General features: G+C 31.4%; 19 protein-coding genes. 11 read left to right on the plus strand and 8 right to left on the minus strand.

The features are described from left to right. Nucleotides 1-153 precede the first annotated feature (153 nt). Entirely contained in the window at nt 154-1776 is a 1623-nt protein-coding gene (locus ACOSP6_RS06615) for an ABC-F family ATP-binding cassette domain-containing protein (protein ID WP_422092548.1), read from the plus strand. A gap of 57 nt (nt 1777-1833) precedes the next feature. Here the strand turns inward: ACOSP6_RS06615 and ACOSP6_RS06620 are convergent, their stop codons facing one another. Further along, nucleotides 1834-2775, minus strand: a complete 942-nt coding sequence (locus tag ACOSP6_RS06620; protein ID WP_422092547.1) for a LysR family transcriptional regulator — start codon at nt 2773-2775, stop codon at nt 1834-1836. A 224-nt stretch (nt 2776-2999) separates the two neighbouring features. On the opposite strand from ACOSP6_RS06620, the gene ACOSP6_RS06625 reads away from it, so the two are divergent. The 4 genes from ACOSP6_RS06625 (at nt 3000) to ACOSP6_RS06640 (ending at nt 9080) form a co-directional block, all read left to right on the plus strand. Continuing rightward, entirely contained in the window at nt 3000-4532 is a 1533-nt protein-coding gene (locus tag ACOSP6_RS06625) for a phosphatase (protein WP_422092546.1), read from the plus strand. 3 nt (nt 4533-4535) lie between these two features. Further along, nucleotides 4536-6326 carry a cytochrome-c peroxidase gene (locus ACOSP6_RS06630; protein WP_422092545.1) on the plus strand — a complete coding sequence of 597 codons (1791 nt, stop codon included), beginning with the start codon at nt 4536-4538 and terminating at the stop codon, nt 6324-6326. Between the two features lie 114 nt (nt 6327-6440). Continuing rightward, the gene (locus ACOSP6_RS06635; RefSeq protein WP_422092544.1) at nt 6441-7208 is read left to right on the plus strand and encodes a DUF6503 family protein; all 768 of its coding nucleotides are present in this window, start codon (nt 6441-6443) and stop codon (nt 7206-7208) included. 144 nt (nt 7209-7352) lie between these two features. Continuing rightward, a complete protein-coding gene (locus ACOSP6_RS06640) occupies nt 7353-9080 on the plus strand; it encodes a sodium:solute symporter (protein ID WP_422092543.1) in 1728 nt (575 codons plus the stop codon). Between the two features lie 3 nt (nt 9081-9083). Here the strand turns inward: ACOSP6_RS06640 and ACOSP6_RS06645 are convergent, their stop codons facing one another. Continuing rightward, nucleotides 9084-9602 (minus strand): DUF4442 domain-containing protein, encoded by a 519-nt coding sequence (locus ACOSP6_RS06645; protein ID WP_422092542.1) that lies wholly within the window; start codon nt 9600-9602, stop codon nt 9084-9086. A gap of 94 nt (nt 9603-9696) precedes the next feature. Next, on the minus strand, nt 9697-10542 hold the full coding sequence (locus ACOSP6_RS06650) for a DUF2911 domain-containing protein (RefSeq protein ID WP_422092541.1): 846 nt from the start codon (nt 10540-10542) through the stop codon (nt 9697-9699). Nucleotides 10543-10643: 101 nt separating this feature from the next. Here ACOSP6_RS06650 and ACOSP6_RS06655 point away from each other — a divergent pair, with 101 nt between their 5' ends. After that, nucleotides 10644-11306 carry an MIP/aquaporin family protein gene (locus ACOSP6_RS06655; RefSeq protein WP_422092540.1) on the plus strand — a complete coding sequence of 221 codons (663 nt, stop codon included), beginning with the start codon at nt 10644-10646 and terminating at the stop codon, nt 11304-11306. A gap of 3 nt (nt 11307-11309) precedes the next feature. Further along, nucleotides 11310-12083, plus strand: coding sequence for an NAD(P)H-binding protein (locus ACOSP6_RS06660; protein ID WP_422092539.1), 774 nt, complete (start codon nt 11310-11312; stop codon nt 12081-12083). Nucleotides 12084-12094: 11 nt separating this feature from the next. Here ACOSP6_RS06660 and gldG read toward each other — a convergent pair whose 3' ends face one another. From gldG to ACOSP6_RS06680, 4 genes are read right to left on the minus strand one after another with little or no spacing between them, the layout of a single operon-like run. Continuing rightward, complete coding sequence (gene gldG / locus ACOSP6_RS06665; protein WP_422092538.1) at nt 12095-13735, minus strand: gliding motility-associated ABC transporter substrate-binding protein GldG; 1641 nt, start codon at nt 13733-13735, stop codon at nt 12095-12097. Beyond that, nucleotides 13728-14447, minus strand: coding sequence for a gliding motility-associated ABC transporter permease subunit GldF (gene gldF, locus ACOSP6_RS06670; protein WP_422092537.1), 720 nt, complete (start codon nt 14445-14447; stop codon nt 13728-13730). Before gldF ends, gldG begins: the two co-directional genes overlap by 8 nt. Nucleotides 14448-14472: 25 nt before the next feature. Beyond that, nucleotides 14473-14769, minus strand: a complete 297-nt coding sequence (locus ACOSP6_RS06675) for a putative quinol monooxygenase (protein WP_422092536.1) — start codon at nt 14767-14769, stop codon at nt 14473-14475. Nucleotides 14770-14779: 10 nt separating this feature from the next. Beyond that, nucleotides 14780-15637, minus strand: coding sequence for an SAM hydrolase/SAM-dependent halogenase family protein (locus ACOSP6_RS06680; protein ID WP_422092535.1), 858 nt, complete (start codon nt 15635-15637; stop codon nt 14780-14782). A gap of 119 nt (nt 15638-15756) precedes the next feature. On the opposite strand from ACOSP6_RS06680, the gene ACOSP6_RS06685 reads away from it, so the two are divergent. Genes ACOSP6_RS06685 through ACOSP6_RS06695 form a run of 3 tightly spaced genes read left to right on the plus strand, consistent with a single transcriptional unit; the run spans nt 15757 to nt 18267 of the window. After that, nucleotides 15757-16710, plus strand: a complete 954-nt coding sequence (locus ACOSP6_RS06685) for a PhoH family protein (RefSeq protein ID WP_422092534.1) — start codon at nt 15757-15759, stop codon at nt 16708-16710. A gap of 4 nt (nt 16711-16714) precedes the next feature. Then, nucleotides 16715-17281: a hypothetical protein gene (locus ACOSP6_RS06690; protein ID WP_422092533.1), complete on the plus strand. Its 567-nt coding sequence runs from the start codon at nt 16715-16717 to the stop codon at nt 17279-17281. 38 nt (nt 17282-17319) lie between these two features. Further along, entirely contained in the window at nt 17320-18267 is a 948-nt protein-coding gene (locus ACOSP6_RS06695) for a phosphoribosylaminoimidazolesuccinocarboxamide synthase (RefSeq protein WP_422092532.1), read from the plus strand. 54 nt (nt 18268-18321) lie between these two features. On the opposite strand, the gene ACOSP6_RS06700 is transcribed toward ACOSP6_RS06695, so the two are convergent. Beyond that, complete coding sequence (locus tag ACOSP6_RS06700; protein ID WP_422092531.1) at nt 18322-18879, minus strand: fasciclin domain-containing protein; 558 nt, start codon at nt 18877-18879, stop codon at nt 18322-18324. A gap of 90 nt (nt 18880-18969) precedes the next feature. Between ACOSP6_RS06700 and ACOSP6_RS06705 the strand changes: the two genes are divergently transcribed. Further along, nucleotides 18970-19365 carry a glyoxalase gene (locus tag ACOSP6_RS06705; RefSeq protein WP_422092530.1) on the plus strand — a complete coding sequence of 132 codons (396 nt, stop codon included), beginning with the start codon at nt 18970-18972 and terminating at the stop codon, nt 19363-19365.

Genomic DNA, 19365 nt, shown 5'->3' on the forward strand with positions numbered 1-19365 from the left:
GCTCAAAAATAGAAATATAGAGGAAATCAAGATGTTAATTCGGTGTTAATATTCTAAAAAATAAGAGATTTTTAACGATGTAATTTATAGTGTATAAATGCTGTAAAAGCGGAGAGATTTCATACTTTTGCATCGAATTTTAAAAAACGCAAAATGTTAACAGTTTCTAATTTATCAGTTCAGTTTGGTAAGAGAGTATTGTTTGATGAGGTAAATACTAAGTTTACTCAAGGAAATTGCTACGGAATTATCGGAGCAAACGGAGCAGGAAAATCTACTTTCTTAAAAATATTATCGGGTCAAATGGATCCAACCTCTGGACAAGTTCACTTAGAGCCTGGAAAAAGAATGTCTGTATTATCTCAAGATCATTATGCTTTTGATGAGTTTCCTGTTTTGGAAACTGTAGTAATGGGAAATAAAGACTTGTATAAAATTAAGAAAGAAATTGACGCGTTATATGCTGATTATTCTGACGAGAATGCTGAGAAAATTGGAGAATTACAAGTTCAATTTGAAGAGATGAATGGTTGGAATGCTGATGCTGAAGCAGCAGCAATGTTGTCCAACTTAGGGATTAAAGAAGACTTACACTATTCGTTAGTAAAAGATTTAGATGGTAAGCAAAAAGTACGTGTTTTATTAGCACAAGCTTTATTTGGGAATCCTGATGTGTTAATTATGGATGAGCCTACCAACGACTTAGATTTTGAAACTATTTCTTGGTTAGAGAATTTCTTAGCTAATTATGATAATACGGTTATCGTTGTATCTCACGATCGTCACTTTTTAGATGCTGTTTGTACACATATTTCTGATATTGATTTTGGAAAGATTAATCATTTCTCAGGAAACTATACATTCTGGTATGAGTCAAGTCAGTTAGCGGCAAAACAAAGAGCACAACAAAATAAGAAAGCTGAAGATAAGAAGAAAGAGTTAGAGGAGTTTATCCGTCGTTTTTCAGCAAACGTAGCGAAATCTAAACAAGCTACATCTCGTAAGAAAATGATTGAGAAGTTGAATGTAGATGAAATAAAACCATCTAGCCGTCGTTACCCAGCAATTATTTTTGAAAGAGATAGAGAAGCTGGTGATCAAATTTTAAATATAGAGGGATTAGCAGCTAAAGATGCTGAAGGAGAATTATTATTTTCTAATGTTGATATTAATTTAAATAGAGGCGATAAAGTTGCTGTAATTTCTAAAAATTCAAAAGCAACAACTGCTTTTTATCAAATAATAGCTGGAAATGAAGAAGCGTTAGAAGGGAAGTATAACTGGGGTGTAACAACCACTCAATCTTATTTGCCTTCTGATAATTCAGAGTTTTTCCAAAATGGAGATTTAAACTTAGTAGATTGGTTACGTCAATACGCTAAAACAGAAGAAGAAAGAGAAGAAGTGTTTTTACGTGGTTTCTTAGGGAAAATGATTTTCTCTGGAGAGGAAGCATTAAAGAAAAGTAATGTGTTATCTGGAGGTGAAAAGGTTCGTTGTATGTTATCAAGAATGATGATGACTAGAGCAAACATTTTAATGTTAGATGAGCCAACAAACCACTTAGACTTGGAATCAATTCAATCTTTAAACAATTCATTAATTAACTTTAAAGGAACTGTATTGTTTACAACGCATGACCACGAGTTTGCGCAAACAGTAGCTAATAGAATTATAGAAATTACGCCAAATGGAGTAATTGATAAATACGCAACATTTGATGAGTATTTAGATGATCCTAAGGTAAAGGAATTAAGAGAAAAAATGTACGCATAAAGTGTTGTGTAATTATAAAACAAAAAAAGGAAGCTATTTAGCTTCCTTTTTTTGTTTTTATTCCTTTTTAATCGGACTTATAATATCTACATCACTAAAAGCAATTGCACCGCGAATAATTCCATCGATACTTGATTTTAATGCTTCAATTAATTGCATTTTCAATTGGGATTTATGGTAAATCAAGCTTACTTCTCTTGCAGGTGGCGGTGTTTCAAATTCTCTTAAATGACTTTTATCGTTCTCATTTAAGTCAAGTGTGTTTAAATATGGAAGAAGGGTCATTCCTAAACCATCTTTCGATAGCTTAATTAAAGTATCAAAGCTTCCACTTTCTAATTGAAATCTTTTAAGTTCATCCTTTTTATTCATTTTACATAAATTGATGACACTATTTTTAAAACAATGTCCATCTTCTAAGAGTAAAATGTCTTCTAATTCTAAATCTTCAACAGTCAGTTTTTCTTTTTCATATAATCTATGTTCACTAGGAATTAAACCTACAAAAGGCTCGTAATATAAAACACGTTCTTTTATCGCTTCATTGCCCAATGGTGTTGCAGCAATTGCAGCATCAATATATCCATCAGTAAGCTTTCTAATGATTTCCTCGGTGGTTAATTCTTCAATAATTAAATGAACTTTAGGATATGTTTTCGTAAAGTGTTTTAAAAACATAGGCAATAAAGTAGGCATAATAGTAGGAATAATACCTAATTTAAATTCTCCTCCGATATATCCTTTTTGTTGATGAACAATATCAATAATCCTATTACTTTCATCAACAATTACTTTTGCTTGTTCTACAATTTTCTTTCCTACAGGTGTTAATTCAATAGGTTTTTTTGAACGATTAAAAATCTTAGCATCTAACTCTTCCTCCAGTTTCTGGATTTGCATACTAAGTGTAGGTTGTGTTACAAAACAGTGTTCAGCAGCAACTGTAAAGTTTTTATGTTCAGCTACAGCTAATGTATATTTTAATTGTGTAATGGTCATTAATAATAATTTTCGATAAAGGTATTAAAACTTATCAATTTACCTAATTCTAAAGAGAACAACTTTTTTAGTTCAAAGTTCTTATTTAAAATAATTCTAATTATTAAGACTTAGTTTAATTGTATAACATTTTCTTAAAAAGAAATTAAAATAGGATTGATTTAAACTTTAAACTCCTGGTCTTGTTTTGTAGCATCAAAAAACAAAACTTAAATAAGGACACAATGAAAAATCTTAAACTAAGCTTAACTACTTTATTAGCTTTATCTATTAGTTTTACAACACTTACTTCTTGTGAAGACGGAAAAGACGGAATTGACGGTGTTGATGGAGTAAATGGACAAAACGGTGTCGATGGAGCAACAGGAGCAACTGGTCCAAACGGTTCAGATGCTTCAGTATATTTAGCATCTTCTAAAACTCCAAATTTCTTAAAAGTAACTCCAGATTTCGTAGGATTAAAAATTACTCCAATTTTATCTTCTGAAGATGTAATTCCTAATACACCTGATTTCGTTTACGGATCAATGGCGGATGGAGCTGGATTATTAAGAGAAGCTGATGGAACATTCACTTTAATCAATAATATTGAAGCTGACTATTCTATTGCTAGAATTAAATTAAATGAAAACTTAAGACCTACAGAAGGAGAGTATATCTTAAATGCTGCTGCTACAGCCGAAACTGCACAGTGTTCTGGTTCTATGATTTCTATGGAAGAGCATGGTTTTGGACCAATGTACTTGTCTGGTGGAGAATGGGGTGGATCTTCGAAAGGAGTTTTCGCTACAGATCCATATAAACCTGTAACCGATGCTGGAACTGGAAGATTATTATCTGCTTTTGGACAATGGTCAACTGAAAATGCTGTGGTTATTGGAAAAGATGCTTATCCAAACAAAACTGTTGCTTTTATTGGAGATGATCATTCTGATAATGATGTGCCATCAGGACAATTAGGAATGTATGTTGGAAACAGAGGAGACTTAGAAGGAGGTAAATTATACGGATTAAAAGTTTCTACTGCTGGAATCACTTATGAAGTTGATATGGTTGAAGGAACTGAGTATGATGCTGAATTCGTTGAATTAACTGAAAGAGAAATCAACGCTTTAGATGCTGAAGCAAAGTCTAAAGGTGTTATGGGATTCTCACGTTTAGAGGATATCGACTGGAGAAGAGGAGTTGCTGGAAATCAAAGAGAAATTTACTTTGCTGTTACAGGTAGAAATAAATCAGGATTAGCTGGTAAAGGAACTTTCTTAGGTCGTATTTATAAGGTTGTTTTAAACGATACTGATCCAACAGGAGCTGCAAAAATCACATGTGTTTTAGATGGAGATAAAATTGGTGGTAAAGCAGAAGGTTTCCATTCACCTGATAATATTTTAGTAACTGAAAACTATGCTTACATTCAAGAAGATCCAAACGGATATTTAGATACTTCTGTAAACGGTTTTGCTAAGTTATATCAGTACAACTTAAATACAGGAGAAATTAAAACTGTATTAGAGTGTGATCAAAATAGAGCTGCTGATATGGGATATGGTTCAAACACAAGAAACTGGGAAATTACTGGAATGATTGATGTTACTGAAATCGTTAATAATGGTAAAAACACATTCATCGTAATTACTCAAAATCACGGATGGGAGCCAGCTGATGGAACTTCATTTACAGACCCAATGGCAAATCCTGATTTAGGAAACAGAAAAGAAGGTTCTGTTTTACACGTAATCACTGGATTAGATAGATAAAAAATGAAAGACATATTTAGTCGAGTTAAGGCATACCTTTGTGTATGTCTTTTGCTTTTGATAATAGGATGCGACAAAGGGGAAAAAAAATACACATCTGTAGATGCATTTTCTGCGGATATTTCTGCTTTATATAATGAATATTTAACGAATTCAATTGCTAGTTTAGAGAAGTTGAATTTAGAAATCCCTTCAGAGGAAAGAAAGGAGAATTACAAGGAGGCTCGTAGATATTTCAAAATGATGGAGCCAATTTTAGCCTATTCAGATAAGAATAATTATAAATCTTTAAATGCTCCAAATATTATTCAAGTAAAGGGTGAAGAATCTCAGGATACTAGAGTAATTAATCCAATCGGTTTTCAAGTTATTGAAGAGAATCTTTATGAAGAAGAGATTGATACAGTTACCTTAACTCGAGCGATTAATGTAACAAGAGATCGATTAAAATTAATCAAAGAAAATCTTTCTTTAAAGCTGAAAGATTATCATATTATTTGGTTGCTCAGAGAACAAATTGTAAGAATTGCAACAACAGGTATTACAGGTTTTGATTCTCCAGTTTTAAGCCAGTCGTTATTAGAAAGTAAATATTCTTACAATACATTAATTGAGATTATTAAAATGAATGAAAACAAGTTCAAATCAAAAGAACTAAAAGATAAATTCATTAAAGAAATTATTGCTGCTCAAAAAGATTTAGATCATGATTTTGATGCTTTTGATCGTTTTACATTTATAAAAAAGCATACAGACTATCAGTTGAAATTACTAGTTGAGGTTCAAAAAGATTGGAATGTGAAATTTCCTTTTGAAATGGCTTTATTAAATACATTAACAACTCTTTTTTCTAAGGATGCTTTAAATATAAATTACTTCTCTGATCAATTAAGTGACACAACAAATCTTGCTAAAAAAGTTGAGTTTGGTAAGGAATTATTTAATGATAAATCTTTGTCTAAAGATTATTCAATGGCCTGCGCTACTTGTCATGTAAAGGAATTAGCATTTACAGATGGAAAGAAAACATTTGATAAAAATCAAACCAGAAACACACCTACGGTTACTTATTCTGCTTATCAACAAGCATTTTTTATGGACGCAAGAGCCGGTAGTTTAGAAGGTCAGGTTGTTGGTGTTGTAAAAAATCATAACGAATTCAATATGTCCATGGATTCAGTTGTGAACAGAGTTCAACAAAATGATATTTACAAGAATAAACTTGAGAAACTGTATAACAATAAAAGGATTGATTACAATATTAGACATGCGATTGCTTCGTACATCAGGAGTTTGAATTCTTTCAACTCTAAATTTGATAAAAATATAAGAGGAGAGGAGAATACATTAACTGAAGAAGAACAGTTAGGATTTAATTTGTTTATGGGAAAAGCAATGTGTGCTACGTGTCATTTTGCTCCAGTTTTCAACGGAACGGTGCCGCCAAATTATACAGATACTGAATTAGAATTCATTGGAGTTCCGGCAACTTACGATACCATAAATGCAAAATTATCTCCGGATTTAGGAAGATATGAATTGTTTAAAACTCCAGAAAGGAAACATTTTTTCAAAACTCCTACGGTTAGAAATGCTGGAGTTACTGCTCCTTATATGCATAATGGTGTTTATACAACTTTACAAGAAGTGATAGATTTTTATAATAAAGGCGGAGCAGCGGGATTGGGAATTGAAAATGAGTATCAAACCTTGCCCTTCGATAATTTGAGTTTAACTAAAGAAGAAATAAAAGCGCTAATTGCGTTTACTGAGACTTTGACAGATACCGAATAGTGGTTTTTGTAGTTGTGTTGTAAAAACTCTTTGATACCATTCAAGGAGTTTTTTTGTTTTAAAAATGTAATTTTAGAAAATATCTTCGACGAAGTAGTATAAAATCAATTTTCAATGAGAAAACTAATAACATTATTTTTACTAGTAGTTTTAGTGGCTGCTTGTAAAACAGAAACTAAAAAAGAAATTAAAGAAGAGGTTAAGGAAGAAGTTAAAAAAGAGCCAACATATCCTAAAGCTTTAGAGGAAGTTTTTGAAAAGCATGGAGGAATAGATGCTTGGAGAAAAGCCAAATTTTTATCGTATAAAGTAAAAGGAGAAGAGCATACTACGGATTTACATTCTAGAAAAGCTGTAATTCATGGAGAAAAATTTTCACTAGGTTATGATGGAAAGGACGTTTGGTTAAGTCAAAAAGATTCTGTTTTTAAGAAAAATCCTGAATTTTATTACAATTTATATTTCTACTTCTATGCAATGCCATTTGTGTTAGCAGATGATGGAATTGTATACTCGGATATTGAACCGATGACATTTGAAGGAGTTACATATCCAGGGATTAAAATATCATATAAAGCAAATATTGGGGTTTCTCCAGATGATAATTATTTTATATTTTACCATCCCGAAACGAAACAAATGGCTTGGTTAGGCTATACAGTTACTTATTTTAGCAAGAAGCCATCTGAAAAGTTTAATATCATTAGATATAATGATTGGGAAAATGTTAACGGTTTCATTTTACCAAAATCAATAACTTGGTACAATAAAAACGAACAAGGTGTTCCAACAGAACCAGCAGGAGAACCAACAGTGTTTTCATCGGCTTTAGTAAGTCAAGCGCCTTTAGCAGATAATTTTTTTAGTAAACCTGCTGAATAATTAAAACTATCAACAAAACAAACTAAAGTATTATGAGTAAAAAGTATATGTGGAAAAAAGAGTACACACTCGTTCTAGTAGCAAATCTGGTGTACATAGTTCTTTTTTATTTAATCACTAACGCATATACCAAATAACATACTCATGCAAACTTTAGACTGGATTGTACTTTCGCTTACCCTATTATTTATTGTATTATATGGAACTTGGAAAACAAGAGGAAGTGAAAATGTAGAACAATATATAAAAGGAGGAAACGATACAAAGTGGTGGACTATCGGATTGTCAGTAATGGCAACTCAGGCTAGTGCCATCACTTTTTTATCTACACCAGGTCAAGCATTTCATAGTGGAATGGGATTTGTGCAATTCTATTTTGGATTGCCGCTAGCAATGGTGATTATCTGTTTAGTTTTTATTCCTATTTATCATAAACTTAATGTTTATACAGCTTATGAGTATTTAGAAAGCAGATTTGATCTTAAGACTAGAACTTTAGCTGCAATTTTATTTTTAATTCAAAGAGGATTGGCAGCAGGAATAACCATTTTCGCTCCTGCAATTATATTATCTGCGGTTTTGGGATGGGATTTAATCAGTTTGAACATTATTATCGGAATGCTGGTAATAATCTATACGGTTAGTGGAGGAACCAAAGCTGTAAGTGTTACTCAGAAACAGCAAATGGCAATTATATTCTCAGGAATGTTTATTGCATTTTATTTAATTCTACAATATTTACCAGACGGAATTACATTCGGTAAAGCGCTTGAAATTGCGGGAGCTAGCAATAAAATGAAAGTCCTTGACTTCTCTTGGGATTTGAATAATCGTTATACAGTTTGGACAGGTTTTCTTGGAGGAACATTTTTAATGTTGTCATACTTCGGAACGGATCAAAGCCAAGTACAGCGTTATTTATCTGGAAAATCGGTACGTGAAAGTCAGCTAGGATTAATTTTTAATGGATTGTTAAAAGTTCCTATGCAATTTTTTATTCTTCTGGTTGGAGTGATGGTTTTTGTGTTTTATCAGTTTAATGCATCACCTTTAAACTTCAATCCAAAAGCTCAAGAGGCAGTTATTAATTCTGAATTTGCATCTCAATACAAAGTTTTAGAAGATAAACACAGAAAAATAGAGGCAGAAAAGAAGACACTCATTTTAAGTGGAATTACAGAAGAGAATAAATCAAAGCTTCAGTCTTTAAATGAAGAAGATTTAAAGTTAAAAAAAGAAGCAAAAGCTATTATAGAAGAGTCAGATGCTACTGTTGAAACGAATGATAAGGATTATGTATTTATCCATTTCATTTTAAATAATCTTCCAAAAGGATTAATAGGTTTATTATTAGCTGTTATTTTATCTGCTGCTATGTCATCTACAGCTTCAGAGTTAAACGCTTTAGCTTCAACAACAGCAATAGACTTATATAAAAGAAATGTAAAAGAAGAAAAGAGTGAACAGCATTACGTGAAAATGTCTAAATGGTTCACTTTAGGTTGGGGAGTTTTAGCAATTTTGATTGCATGTGTTGCAAATCTTTTTGATAATCTAATTCAGTTAGTAAATATAATTGGATCTATATTTTACGGAAATGTGTTAGGTATTTTCCTGTTAGCTTTCTTCTTCAAGTTCGTAAAATCGAACGCAGTATTTATTGGTGCAATTATTACACAATTGCTAATAATAGGGATTTACTTTTTTGGAATATTTTTACCTGAACAAAATGGTCAGCAAGCATTAATTAGTTACCTATGGCTAAACGCTCTTGGTTGTGGATTAGTTATTATAATCTCTTCAATACTCCAGGCAATCAATGGAAACTCTAAAAATGGAAATCCAAGAATAAGTCAAATAGGAGAAGAGTAGATATTATTTTTTATTTCGTTTGTTTTTGTAAAACTTTTTATCTGCAATATAAATGGTTTTATGAACCTCGCAGAATGTTGTGTCTTTTGATTTATTTGTAAGAAAAGTCGTTTTTATAATTTCAATTTCGTTTTCTTTAGCCACACGTTTTTTAATGTCGTCTAATTCATCTAAAGAATAATTGAAGTCAGCAAATAGATGTTCTTTTGCCGGTCTTTTAAATTTGATTTCTGCAGATTTATCCCAAACAACATAATCATCACCAATTAAATTGATTAATTGTACCATGGGTATTGGGTCAACTGCAGAGAACAAACTGCCCCCGAAAATAGAGTTTACATAATTTCGGTTTTTATAACTAAGTTTAACTTTAATTACAATTTTTAACAAATCATCTGAAACTTCAATAATACGTCCTGTACTTCTTCTATACATTGGAGATAAGTTAAATCCATGTTTAAATATTTTAGCTTTTGAAATGAATTTTGGACCTATTTCAGCGATTTTTTTATAGATAGACATGATTATGATTTTGGGAATGTAAAAGTAAGAAGAATAAAAAAACTCGAGTTGGTTCGACTCGAGTTTTACTTTTAATTAAATTTAGATAGATATACTAAGCTCCCCATTCTTTTAGAGAATCTTTGTTCATCTTTATGTAGTCAGCGTTTTTAGCTTCCTCTGCGTACTTTAAAGAAGCTTTTGCCGCTTTAATAGCACCTTTTTTATCTCCAGCTTTAGCATGAATTAAAGACTGCTTACGTAAGTACCAAAAACGAGGTTTTGCACTTGTCATTTCAACAGCTTTGTCAATCCACATCATAGCTTTCTTAATATCTTTTCCTTCATCCATGTAATAAGATGCAGCAGCGTAATAATCGTTTGGAGCTGGTCCAGCCATTACAGACTCGATACTAGCTTCTACAGCCTTATCAGTTGGAACGTTAAACTTAATTCCTGCGTATGTGTTTTCCCATAAAATTCCTAAAACGGCAGAACTATTTGTAAGGTCATCAATAGTAATAGTAAAAGTTTCGATGCTCATTGGCATGTTCTCAACTTTAGCAGTTGTTGTTAATGCTACTTTACTATCATCCCATTTTCTTGGAGTTCCCCAGTTGTTAGTATCGCTGTAAAACATTACTTCCCAAGAAGTAGCTCCTGGTTTAGTAAAAATAGCATAAGAACCTTTCTTTAATGTTTTTCCATCAATAGTAACATCTTGACTAAAAGTTACCATTGTATTTTTATTAGCTCCTGTTCTCCATAATTTTCCAAAAGGAACTAAATTTCCAAAAACTTTTCTTCCTTTTACTCCAGGTCTTGAATATTCTACAGTAACATCAGTTAAACCTACTTTTTGTTCTATTTTAGAAAGTGGACTTGGTTGAGGGGTTTGAATTTGTGCATTCACAGATAGAGTTAATGAAGCAACAAATAATCCTAAAAGTATTTTTTTCATGATAATAAATTAGTTTGTTTTTTTAGTTGCCTAAAATTACGGCTAAAAGATGCGATTAATGTTAACAAAAACTTAAAATACCAGATTGTATCTTTGTCTACATGAAAAAATACATTTCAGAATTTATAGGAACTTTTTCCCTGATTTTTTGCGGAACGGGGGCAATGACCATTAATGAAGTTACCAATGGTTCAATTGGTCATGTTGGTATTGCAATTACTTGGGGATTAATTGTGATGGCAATGATTTATGCTTTTGGAGAAATTTCGGGAGCACATTTTAATCCCGCAGTTACTATTTCTTTTGCTTATGCTAAAAAGTTTCCTTGGTCAGAAGTACCGAAGTATATAATTTTTCAAATTTTAGGAGCAGTTTTAGCAAGTTTACTATTATGGTTTTTATTTCCTGAAAGTGAATTTTATGGAGCTACCATTCCTTCGACTGATGCCATGCGAGCATTTATTTTAGAGCTGTTATTGACATTTTTCCTAATGGTAACGATTATTAATGTTTCTACGGGAAGTAAAGAAGTAGGAGTAATGGCAGGAATCGCAATTGGAGGTGTCGTTTTATTAGAAGCTATGTTTGCTGGTCCAATTACTAAAGCGTCTATGAATCCAGCAAGATCTTTAGCTCCGGCACTAGTATCTGGACATTTTGAACATCTTTGGTTGTATATGATTGCTCCGATTATTGGAGCTTTACTTGCGGTGGCTACTTGTAAGCTGGTAAAAGATGATAATTGTTGCGATGGAGAATGTTAAGATATGAGTAAGAAAGTTTATAGTATTTTAGGTTGTGGCTGGCTAGGTTTACCTTTAGCGGAGCATTTTATTAAAAATAAAATTACTGTAAAAGGTTCAACCAGATCAGAGGGAAAAATTGAAAAGTTAGAAACTCTGGGAATTAATCCTTTTATAGTTGATATTGAAGATGAAATATCGAACAAAGAATTTTTCAATTGTGATGTTCTTTTAATTATGATTACTTCCAAGGATATCAATGCATATCAAAGACTGATTGAACAAATAGAAGATTCATCTGTTAAAAAAGTGATTTTTATAAGTTCGACTTCTGTATATCCTAGAAATAATAAAACTTACACCGAAGAAGACGAAACAGTGTCTGAAGCTTTGTTGGTTAAAGTTGAAGGTTTATTCCGAAAGAATACAAACTTTACAACTACTATCATCAGATTCGCTGGATTATATGGAGGAAAAAGACAACCTGGAAATTGGTTTACGGAAAAAGAGATTCCACAACCAGATGGTTTTGTGAATATGATTCACAGAGATGATTGTATTCAAATTATTTCTAAAATTATAGAGAAAGATATTTTTGGAGAAACGTTCAATGCTTGTGCAGATCATCATCCAACACGCAAAGATTTTTATACTGCAGCTAAAAAGAAACTAGGTAAACCAGAACCTGTGTTTAAAACTGAATCAGAATTAAGGTTTAAAAAAATTAGTCCAGACAAATTGATAAGCCGATTAGATTATCAATTTATACATAATAATTTATTGGATTTGGAGGAGTAGAAGTTAAAATCCTAACTATACTTCCTTTTCCTCCAGTAGTTAAACCCAAAACCAAATAATAACAGTAAGGTAAGCGGTAAAACAATATTGAAAAATTGCCAAAATCCACGTTCTTGGAATGCTTTCTTTTTATCTAAATTATTTAATTGAACCGTTTTGTTTCTTAAAGTAATTAAACCAGTATCATCTAATAAATAATCGATTGTGTTTAATAAGAAATCTTTATTTCCAAAACGTTGTTGTGTCCATTTGTCTAAACCTAAATCGTAAGGTTTTCCTTTTAAAATCTGATTTTTTGCAATGTCTCCATCAGCAATAACCACCATTTTATTTTCTGTAGAAATTTTCTTGTAATCAGGATAATTAAATGGTTTGGTCCTGTTTTCGTAAGCAGAATTGAAATTACCTTCTAATAAAACAGCCAATAATTGACTTCCAGCCGAATATTCTTGTTGAATTGGCTCTTTAGCAATACTTTCTAACTCAACAATAGTTGGAGCTCCAGAAAGTTTCGACAAAACAGAACTGACTAAAAGAGGTGTTTTTTTGAGATCTTTTTTTAAGGTGTCAATTTGCGTTGTAAACTGGAAACGAACAGGTAATACGTTTTTGGTAATCGGATGATTTGGATTTCCCTCCACTAATGGATGATAAAACCAATCATAACTTTCAAACTGAGCTTGATTTCCTAGATTCCCAGACGCTAAAGTCAATTTAGAAGCATATAAATCTTGAACTAATTTGTTATTGATTCGAACTCCGTAGCTAAATAATAAATCTGTTAAATCAAGATCCCTTCTATAAGCAAGCATTTTCCCTTCATTATATAAACTATCTGTATCAGCGTATAAATTATCGATCATCCATAACGATTTTCCACCGTTCATGATGTATTGGTCTAACACCATTTTTTCTTCGTGAGTAAACTTTTCAGAAGGCTTTGCAATAATTGATAAATCGAATTGCTTGAGTTGTTCAATTGTTTTTGTTGGATTTTTTTCAACTGAATCTAAAGTAAACTTACCTAAGCTATATTTTTTTCCAAGTTCACTTAAAAAGCTGAATAATCGAATATCTTCTAATTCTCCATTTCCAGATAAAACAGCAATCTTTTTTCTTTTATTTTGAGTGATTAGTTCAATGGCATTTCCAAATGAGTATTCTAAAGAAGAAATAGCATTAGCTAATTGCTCTTCTTGAGATTTTGCCATTGTGTTTGGAAGTAAAGGAACAGTAATCGCTCTTTTTCCATAAAATAATTCTGCCCAAGGAAATATTAGCGCTTCTGAAAGTTTTCCATCTTCTTCAACAGTAAGTTGACTAGGCATCATTCCGTTTTTAATCAATTCTTCTCTAATGTCATCTGGGTTGATAAAACGAAAACGAATATTAGTGTTTTCTGCTTGAAGTTCCTCTAAAAACTGACGAGTTTCAATTTGTAAACGTTTAAATTCTGAAGGGAAATCTCCTTCTAAATACACATTTATAATTAAACTATTATCCAGTTTATTGACAATGTTTTTTGAAGTTTGAGAAAGTGTGTATCTCTTGTCCTTTGTTAAATCAAAACGAGTAAAAAACGAAGAACTAACAAAATTGACAAGAATTAAACCGGCTAAAACAAGAAGAATCTTTTTCAAATTTTTACTCATGATCTAATTGTTTTTTAGTTACAAATAAAAAGAAGAATGTCACACTAATAAAGTAAATAATATCTCTTGTATCAATTACACCACGACTAATACTTTTAAAATGTTCGTTAAATCCAAATTGACGAACATAAAAATCAGAACTTCCTAATAAATTAGCGATCGCATCAAATCCATAAAACGTAAAAAATGAAATAAAAACGGCTAGAATAAATGCCACAATTTGATTTTTAGAAAGGGTAGAGGTAAATAATCCAATAGCACAATATCCTGAAGCTAAAAACAACATTCCAAAATAAGATCCGATGATACTTCCTAAATCTAAATTTCCTACTGGGTTACCTAATGCATATATGGAATAAACATAAGTCAATGTTGGAATAAGAGCTATAATAACTAAAAACAGAGAAGCCAAATATTTTCCTAAAACAATTTGCCAATCCGTTAAAGGTTTCGTTTTTAAAATTTCAAGAGTTCCAGTGTTAAATTCGTCTGCAAAACTTTTCATGGTTATTGCAGGAATTAAGAATAAAAATAACCAAGGAGCGATAAAAAAGAAAGAATTTAAATCTGCAAAACCTGCATTTAAAATATTGAAGTTGTCTTTTAAAACCCACAAAAACAATCCGTTTACCAGTAAGAAAACTCCAATAACCAAGTATGCTACAGGAGAAGCAAAAAACGAGTTGAATTCTTTTTTAAATATTGAAATCAATGTGTTTAAATTTTATAATTCTCTTTTAAGGCAAACTTACAACTTTATCTACACTCCATGCTTGTGGTTTATCGTTAAAAAACACCTTGGTTTCTACCCAAATGTTTTTAAAGAGTTCAGAGTGTCTGTAATTTTCTAAATCTTCTTCTTTGTCCCAATAGCTATAAGTGAAAAATATATTAGGATTTGTTTTGTCTCTATACAATTCTAATAAACGGCATCCTGGAAAGTTTCGTATAAATTCTTTCTTTTTATCAAAGTTCTCGAGAAAAGTTTGAATTTTTTCAGGTTGAAAACTCATTTTTACAATACGTACAAACATATATCTTGTATTAAATAGTAGTGAAATCTTCTTTACTTGGATTAATAAATTCAACAGTAATTCGGTCTCTGTAATCTAATCCTAGTAGAGTAGAAGCACCACCAACAGTTTTTAAGTTACTTCTATAAATAGCAATTTCTAAATAGTCAGCTGAATTAAATAAAGCTAATTTTTTTCCATCAAACTGACGAATATCGGCTGAATCAAAATTAACAATGTCATTATACTGATTGTTGATTTTATCAAAAGTATAGCGTCTGGCTGTAATTTTAAAAGGACGATCTTTACCTATATCATTAAACATTTTTTTACTGATGTTGCTAATCACATTACCGTAATTGTCAATATAAATTACACCACCAACAATAATAGTTTTTTCCTGATTTACTTTAGGTTGAATTTCAACCATCTTTTTATAATTGTCTGTTACTTTACCAATAACTTCAAGTTTTCCTCCTCTAGCTATAAAACTGGCGACTTTTACAAAAACATCTAAAACCGGAAAACTACTTTCAATATGATTATGAATATTGATTTCAACAATTTTTGTAGGATTAATTTCTGAAGCAATCATTGAAATAATTCCGTTGTCTGGACAAATAAAATAATGTTCATCTAAAAGAATTGCTATGTGTTTATTTTGTACACTTAGCTCAGAATCTACACCAATAATATGAATAGTCCCTTTTGGAAAGCTTTTGTAAGCGTTTTTTAAAATGTAAGCTGTTTCGGCAATATTAAAAGGAGTGATTTCATGAGTAATATCAACAATACGAGCTTCTGGCAATTCAGAATAAATTGCACCCTTCACTGCACCAACAAAATGATCCTTCAGGCCAAAATCAGTTGTTAAAGTAATAAGCGCCATTTAAACTATTAATTGTTAATTATTTTGTGAAAAACTCAATTGAAAATTAAGACAAAGCTACATAAATGAATAAAATAATTACTACATTTAAACATAATAAAATTAAAAAAGCTTAGCATTTGAACGAAAGAGTAATTGAACTTACAGAAATCAATCCAAAAGAATTCTTTGGAGCTCAAAACAGTACTATCTCCCTTTTAAAAACTAATTTTCCTAAAATCAAGATTGTTGCTCGCGGTAATAAACTGAAAATCTATGGAGATCCAGAAATTTTAGATGAATTTGAAAAACGACTAGAGCGTCTTATTAAGTATTATAATCGCTATAATAAATTAGATGAAAATAGTATTGAAAGAATATTAACTTCTAGTGGAAAAGAAGAAGATGAACGCAAATTTGGAGATAATAGTGAAATCCTAGTGCATGGTGTTAGTGGAAAGATTATAAAGCCTCAAACTGAAAATCAACGCAAGATGGTAAAACTCATGAGAGAAAATGATTTACTATTTGCCGTTGGACCAGCAGGAACAGGAAAAACATATACGGCAGTTGCTTTGGCTGTAAAAGCCTTGAAAGAAAAAGATGTAAGAAGAATAATTTTAACAAGACCAGCTGTTGAATCTGGAGAGAATCTAGGTTTTCTACCAGGAGATTTGAAGGAAAAGTTAGATCCTTATATGCAGCCATTATATGATGCACTTCGTGATATGATTCCTTCTGAAAAATTACAAGTTTATCTTGAGAATGGAACGATTCAAATTGCTCCGTTGGCATTTATGCGTGGTAGAACTTTAGATAATGCATTTGTAATTTTAGATGAAGCTCAGAATACAACCCACGCACAAATGAAGATGTTTTTAACACGTATGGGAATGCATGCGAAGTTTGTGATTACAGGAGATCCAGGTCAAATTGATTTACCAAGAAAACAAGTCTCTGGATTAAAAGAAGCATTATTAGCGTTAAAGAGTATAGATGGTGTGGGACAAATCTATTTGGATGATAAAGATGTAGTGCGTCATAGATTGGTAAAGAAAATAATCAAGGCTTACAAGAGTATAGAGACAGAGTAATTGTATGTTTAAAAATCTTAATTTTCAAGAAATATTATATTTAGCTTATATTATTTTAATTATCGTTGGTGTTATAAGCGAAAGTATTTTTTATGGAGTTTTAGGAGTTCATTATTTAGAGTATACTTCCATATTAGATGCGTTAATTTCTCCTTTTAGTTTAATAACAAGCGATTTGAGAGTTTTCTTGATTGTTGTTGCGTTGATGGTTTTCTATTACCTGTATATGGTGAAATTTTTGCCTTGGGTTTTTAAGAAAACTAATAAAGAAAAATCTCTAAAAGATGTTCAGAATAAAAGAACTTTATATTTTGCTTTGTTGATGGCCTTTATCATTTTATTTCCAAGTATGAGGATTGGAATGTCAATTAGTTATAAAAATAGATTAGAGGAGAAGACTTTTAAAAACGACTATTCACTGGTGTTCAAAAGTGGAGAAGTTCTAAATGTCAAGAAAATCGGGCAAAACACGAGCTATATATTTTATGTTCAAGATGGAGACAATGTAGTTACAGCGACGCCTATTTTAGATAATATAAAGCAGATAAAAAGAATTCCTAAAAAAGATTAAAAAGTTTACTTTTGCCGTTTACAACAACGCAACACTAAATGAATACAATTAACGAAACAAATTTTAACTTTCCAGGACAGAAATCTGTTTACAAAGGAAAAGTTAGAGAGGTTTATAATATCAACGATGAGGTTTTAGTAATGATTGCCTCGGATCGTTTATCAGCTTTCGATGTAATTATGCCTCGTCAAATTCCTTACAAAGGACAAATTTTAAATCAAATTGCCACTAAAATGATGAATGATACTGCTGATATCGTTCCGAATTGGTTGGTTGCAAATCCCGATGAAAATGTAGCAATAGGTCACCTTTGTGAGCCTTTCAAAGTAGAAATGGTAATTAGAGGTTATTTATCAGGTCACGCTGCACGTGAGTACAAAGCTGGCAAGAGATTGTTATGCGGCGTAGCCATGGCAGAAGGAATGCAAGAGAATGATAAATTTCCTGAACCAATTATTACGCCATCAACAAAAGCTGATAATGGAGAGCACGATGAAGATATTTCTAGAGAAGAAATTTTAGCTAAAGGAATCGTTTCCGAAGAAGATTATCTTGTTCTAGAAGATTACACAAGAAAATTATTTGCAAGAGGAACCGAAATAGCGGCTAAAAGAGGATTGATTCTGGTTGATACGAAGTATGAATTTGGTAAAACTAAAGACGGTAAGATTGTTTTAATTGATGAAATACATACACCAGATTCATCTCGTTACTTTTATGCTGATGGTTATGCTGAAAGACAAGAAAAAGGAGAGAAGCAAAAACAATTATCGAAAGAGTTCGTGCGTCAATGGTTAATTGAAAATGGATTTCAAGGTAAAGATGGTCAGCAGATACCTGAAATGAGTGATGAAAAGATTGTAGAAATCTCTAATCGCTATATAGAGTTGTATGAGCAGATTACTGGAGAGCAATTTGTAAAAGCTAATACAGATAATATTTTAAATAGGATAGAAGATAACGTCACTAACTACTTATCAAAGTAAAAAAAAGAGAAGTTAAGAACTTCTCTTTTTTTATTTCAAATAGGCTTGCTTTAATTATTCCGGCATTACAACAGTATCAATGGCATGAATAATTCCATTACTAGCTTCTACATCTGTAATAATTACTCGAGATATATTTCCCTTAGCATCTTTTAAAAGAACATCTCCACCTTTCATCATAGCTGTTAGAGAGTTTCCTTGTACAGTTTTAATAACGAATTTTCCATTATTTGCTTTAATAGCTTTTACTACAGCTTTTGCATCAAACTTGCCTGCAACAACGTGGTAAGTTAAAACTGCTGTAAGCAATTTTTTGTTTTCTGGCTTTAATAAGGAGTATACAGTTCCTTCTGGAAGTTTGCTAAATGCATCGTTAGTTGGTGCAAATACCGTAAAAGGTCCATTACCATTAAGAACATCAACTAAATTAGCAGCTTTAACGGCGGCTACTAATGTTGAAAAGTTTTCATTTGAGGCAGCTACACCTACAATTGTTTCCTCTGTTTTTTCTTTCTTTTTATCGTTTACAGGATCTGTGGAAAGGTTATTCGAGTAAATTGAAACTGATGAAAAAGATATTAATAATAGAAGTGCTAAATTTTTGAATTCCATAATATTAGTTTTAGTTTTTCACGAAGTTATGACTTAATAAAACACAAAATGTTTAATGTTTTGTTAAAAAAAATAAACAAAATGGTATTTTTGAAAAATCAAATCGTATTCATGTTAGATAAAAAAGATATTAGGCCCAAATTAGAATTAACAGCAATTGGTAAAACCGAAGGATTTCAAAACGTAACATTACGACCAATTTTGAAACTACAACATGATATTATCATTCTTGTTTTTAAGAATTGGGCGGTAAAGCATAAAATCAAATTAACTGCTATGAAGAAGGATGAGCTAAGTAAAGTTCTTGATAATTCTTTTTCTAAAAATAACGTTGTTAAAAATCAATTACTAGGAATTGTTATTGGCCAGTTCACAGCTGATGAATTTGAAGAGTATCAAATAGATTCGTCAGAATACAATAAAAGGATTTTTACAATGATAAAAAAGAGACTTTTTGATAGTTTTGAGGAATTAAAGAATAATTAG

Source organism: Tenacibaculum sp. MEBiC06402 (assembly GCF_049239625.1).
GTDB lineage: Bacteria > Bacteroidota > Bacteroidia > Flavobacteriales > Flavobacteriaceae > Polaribacter.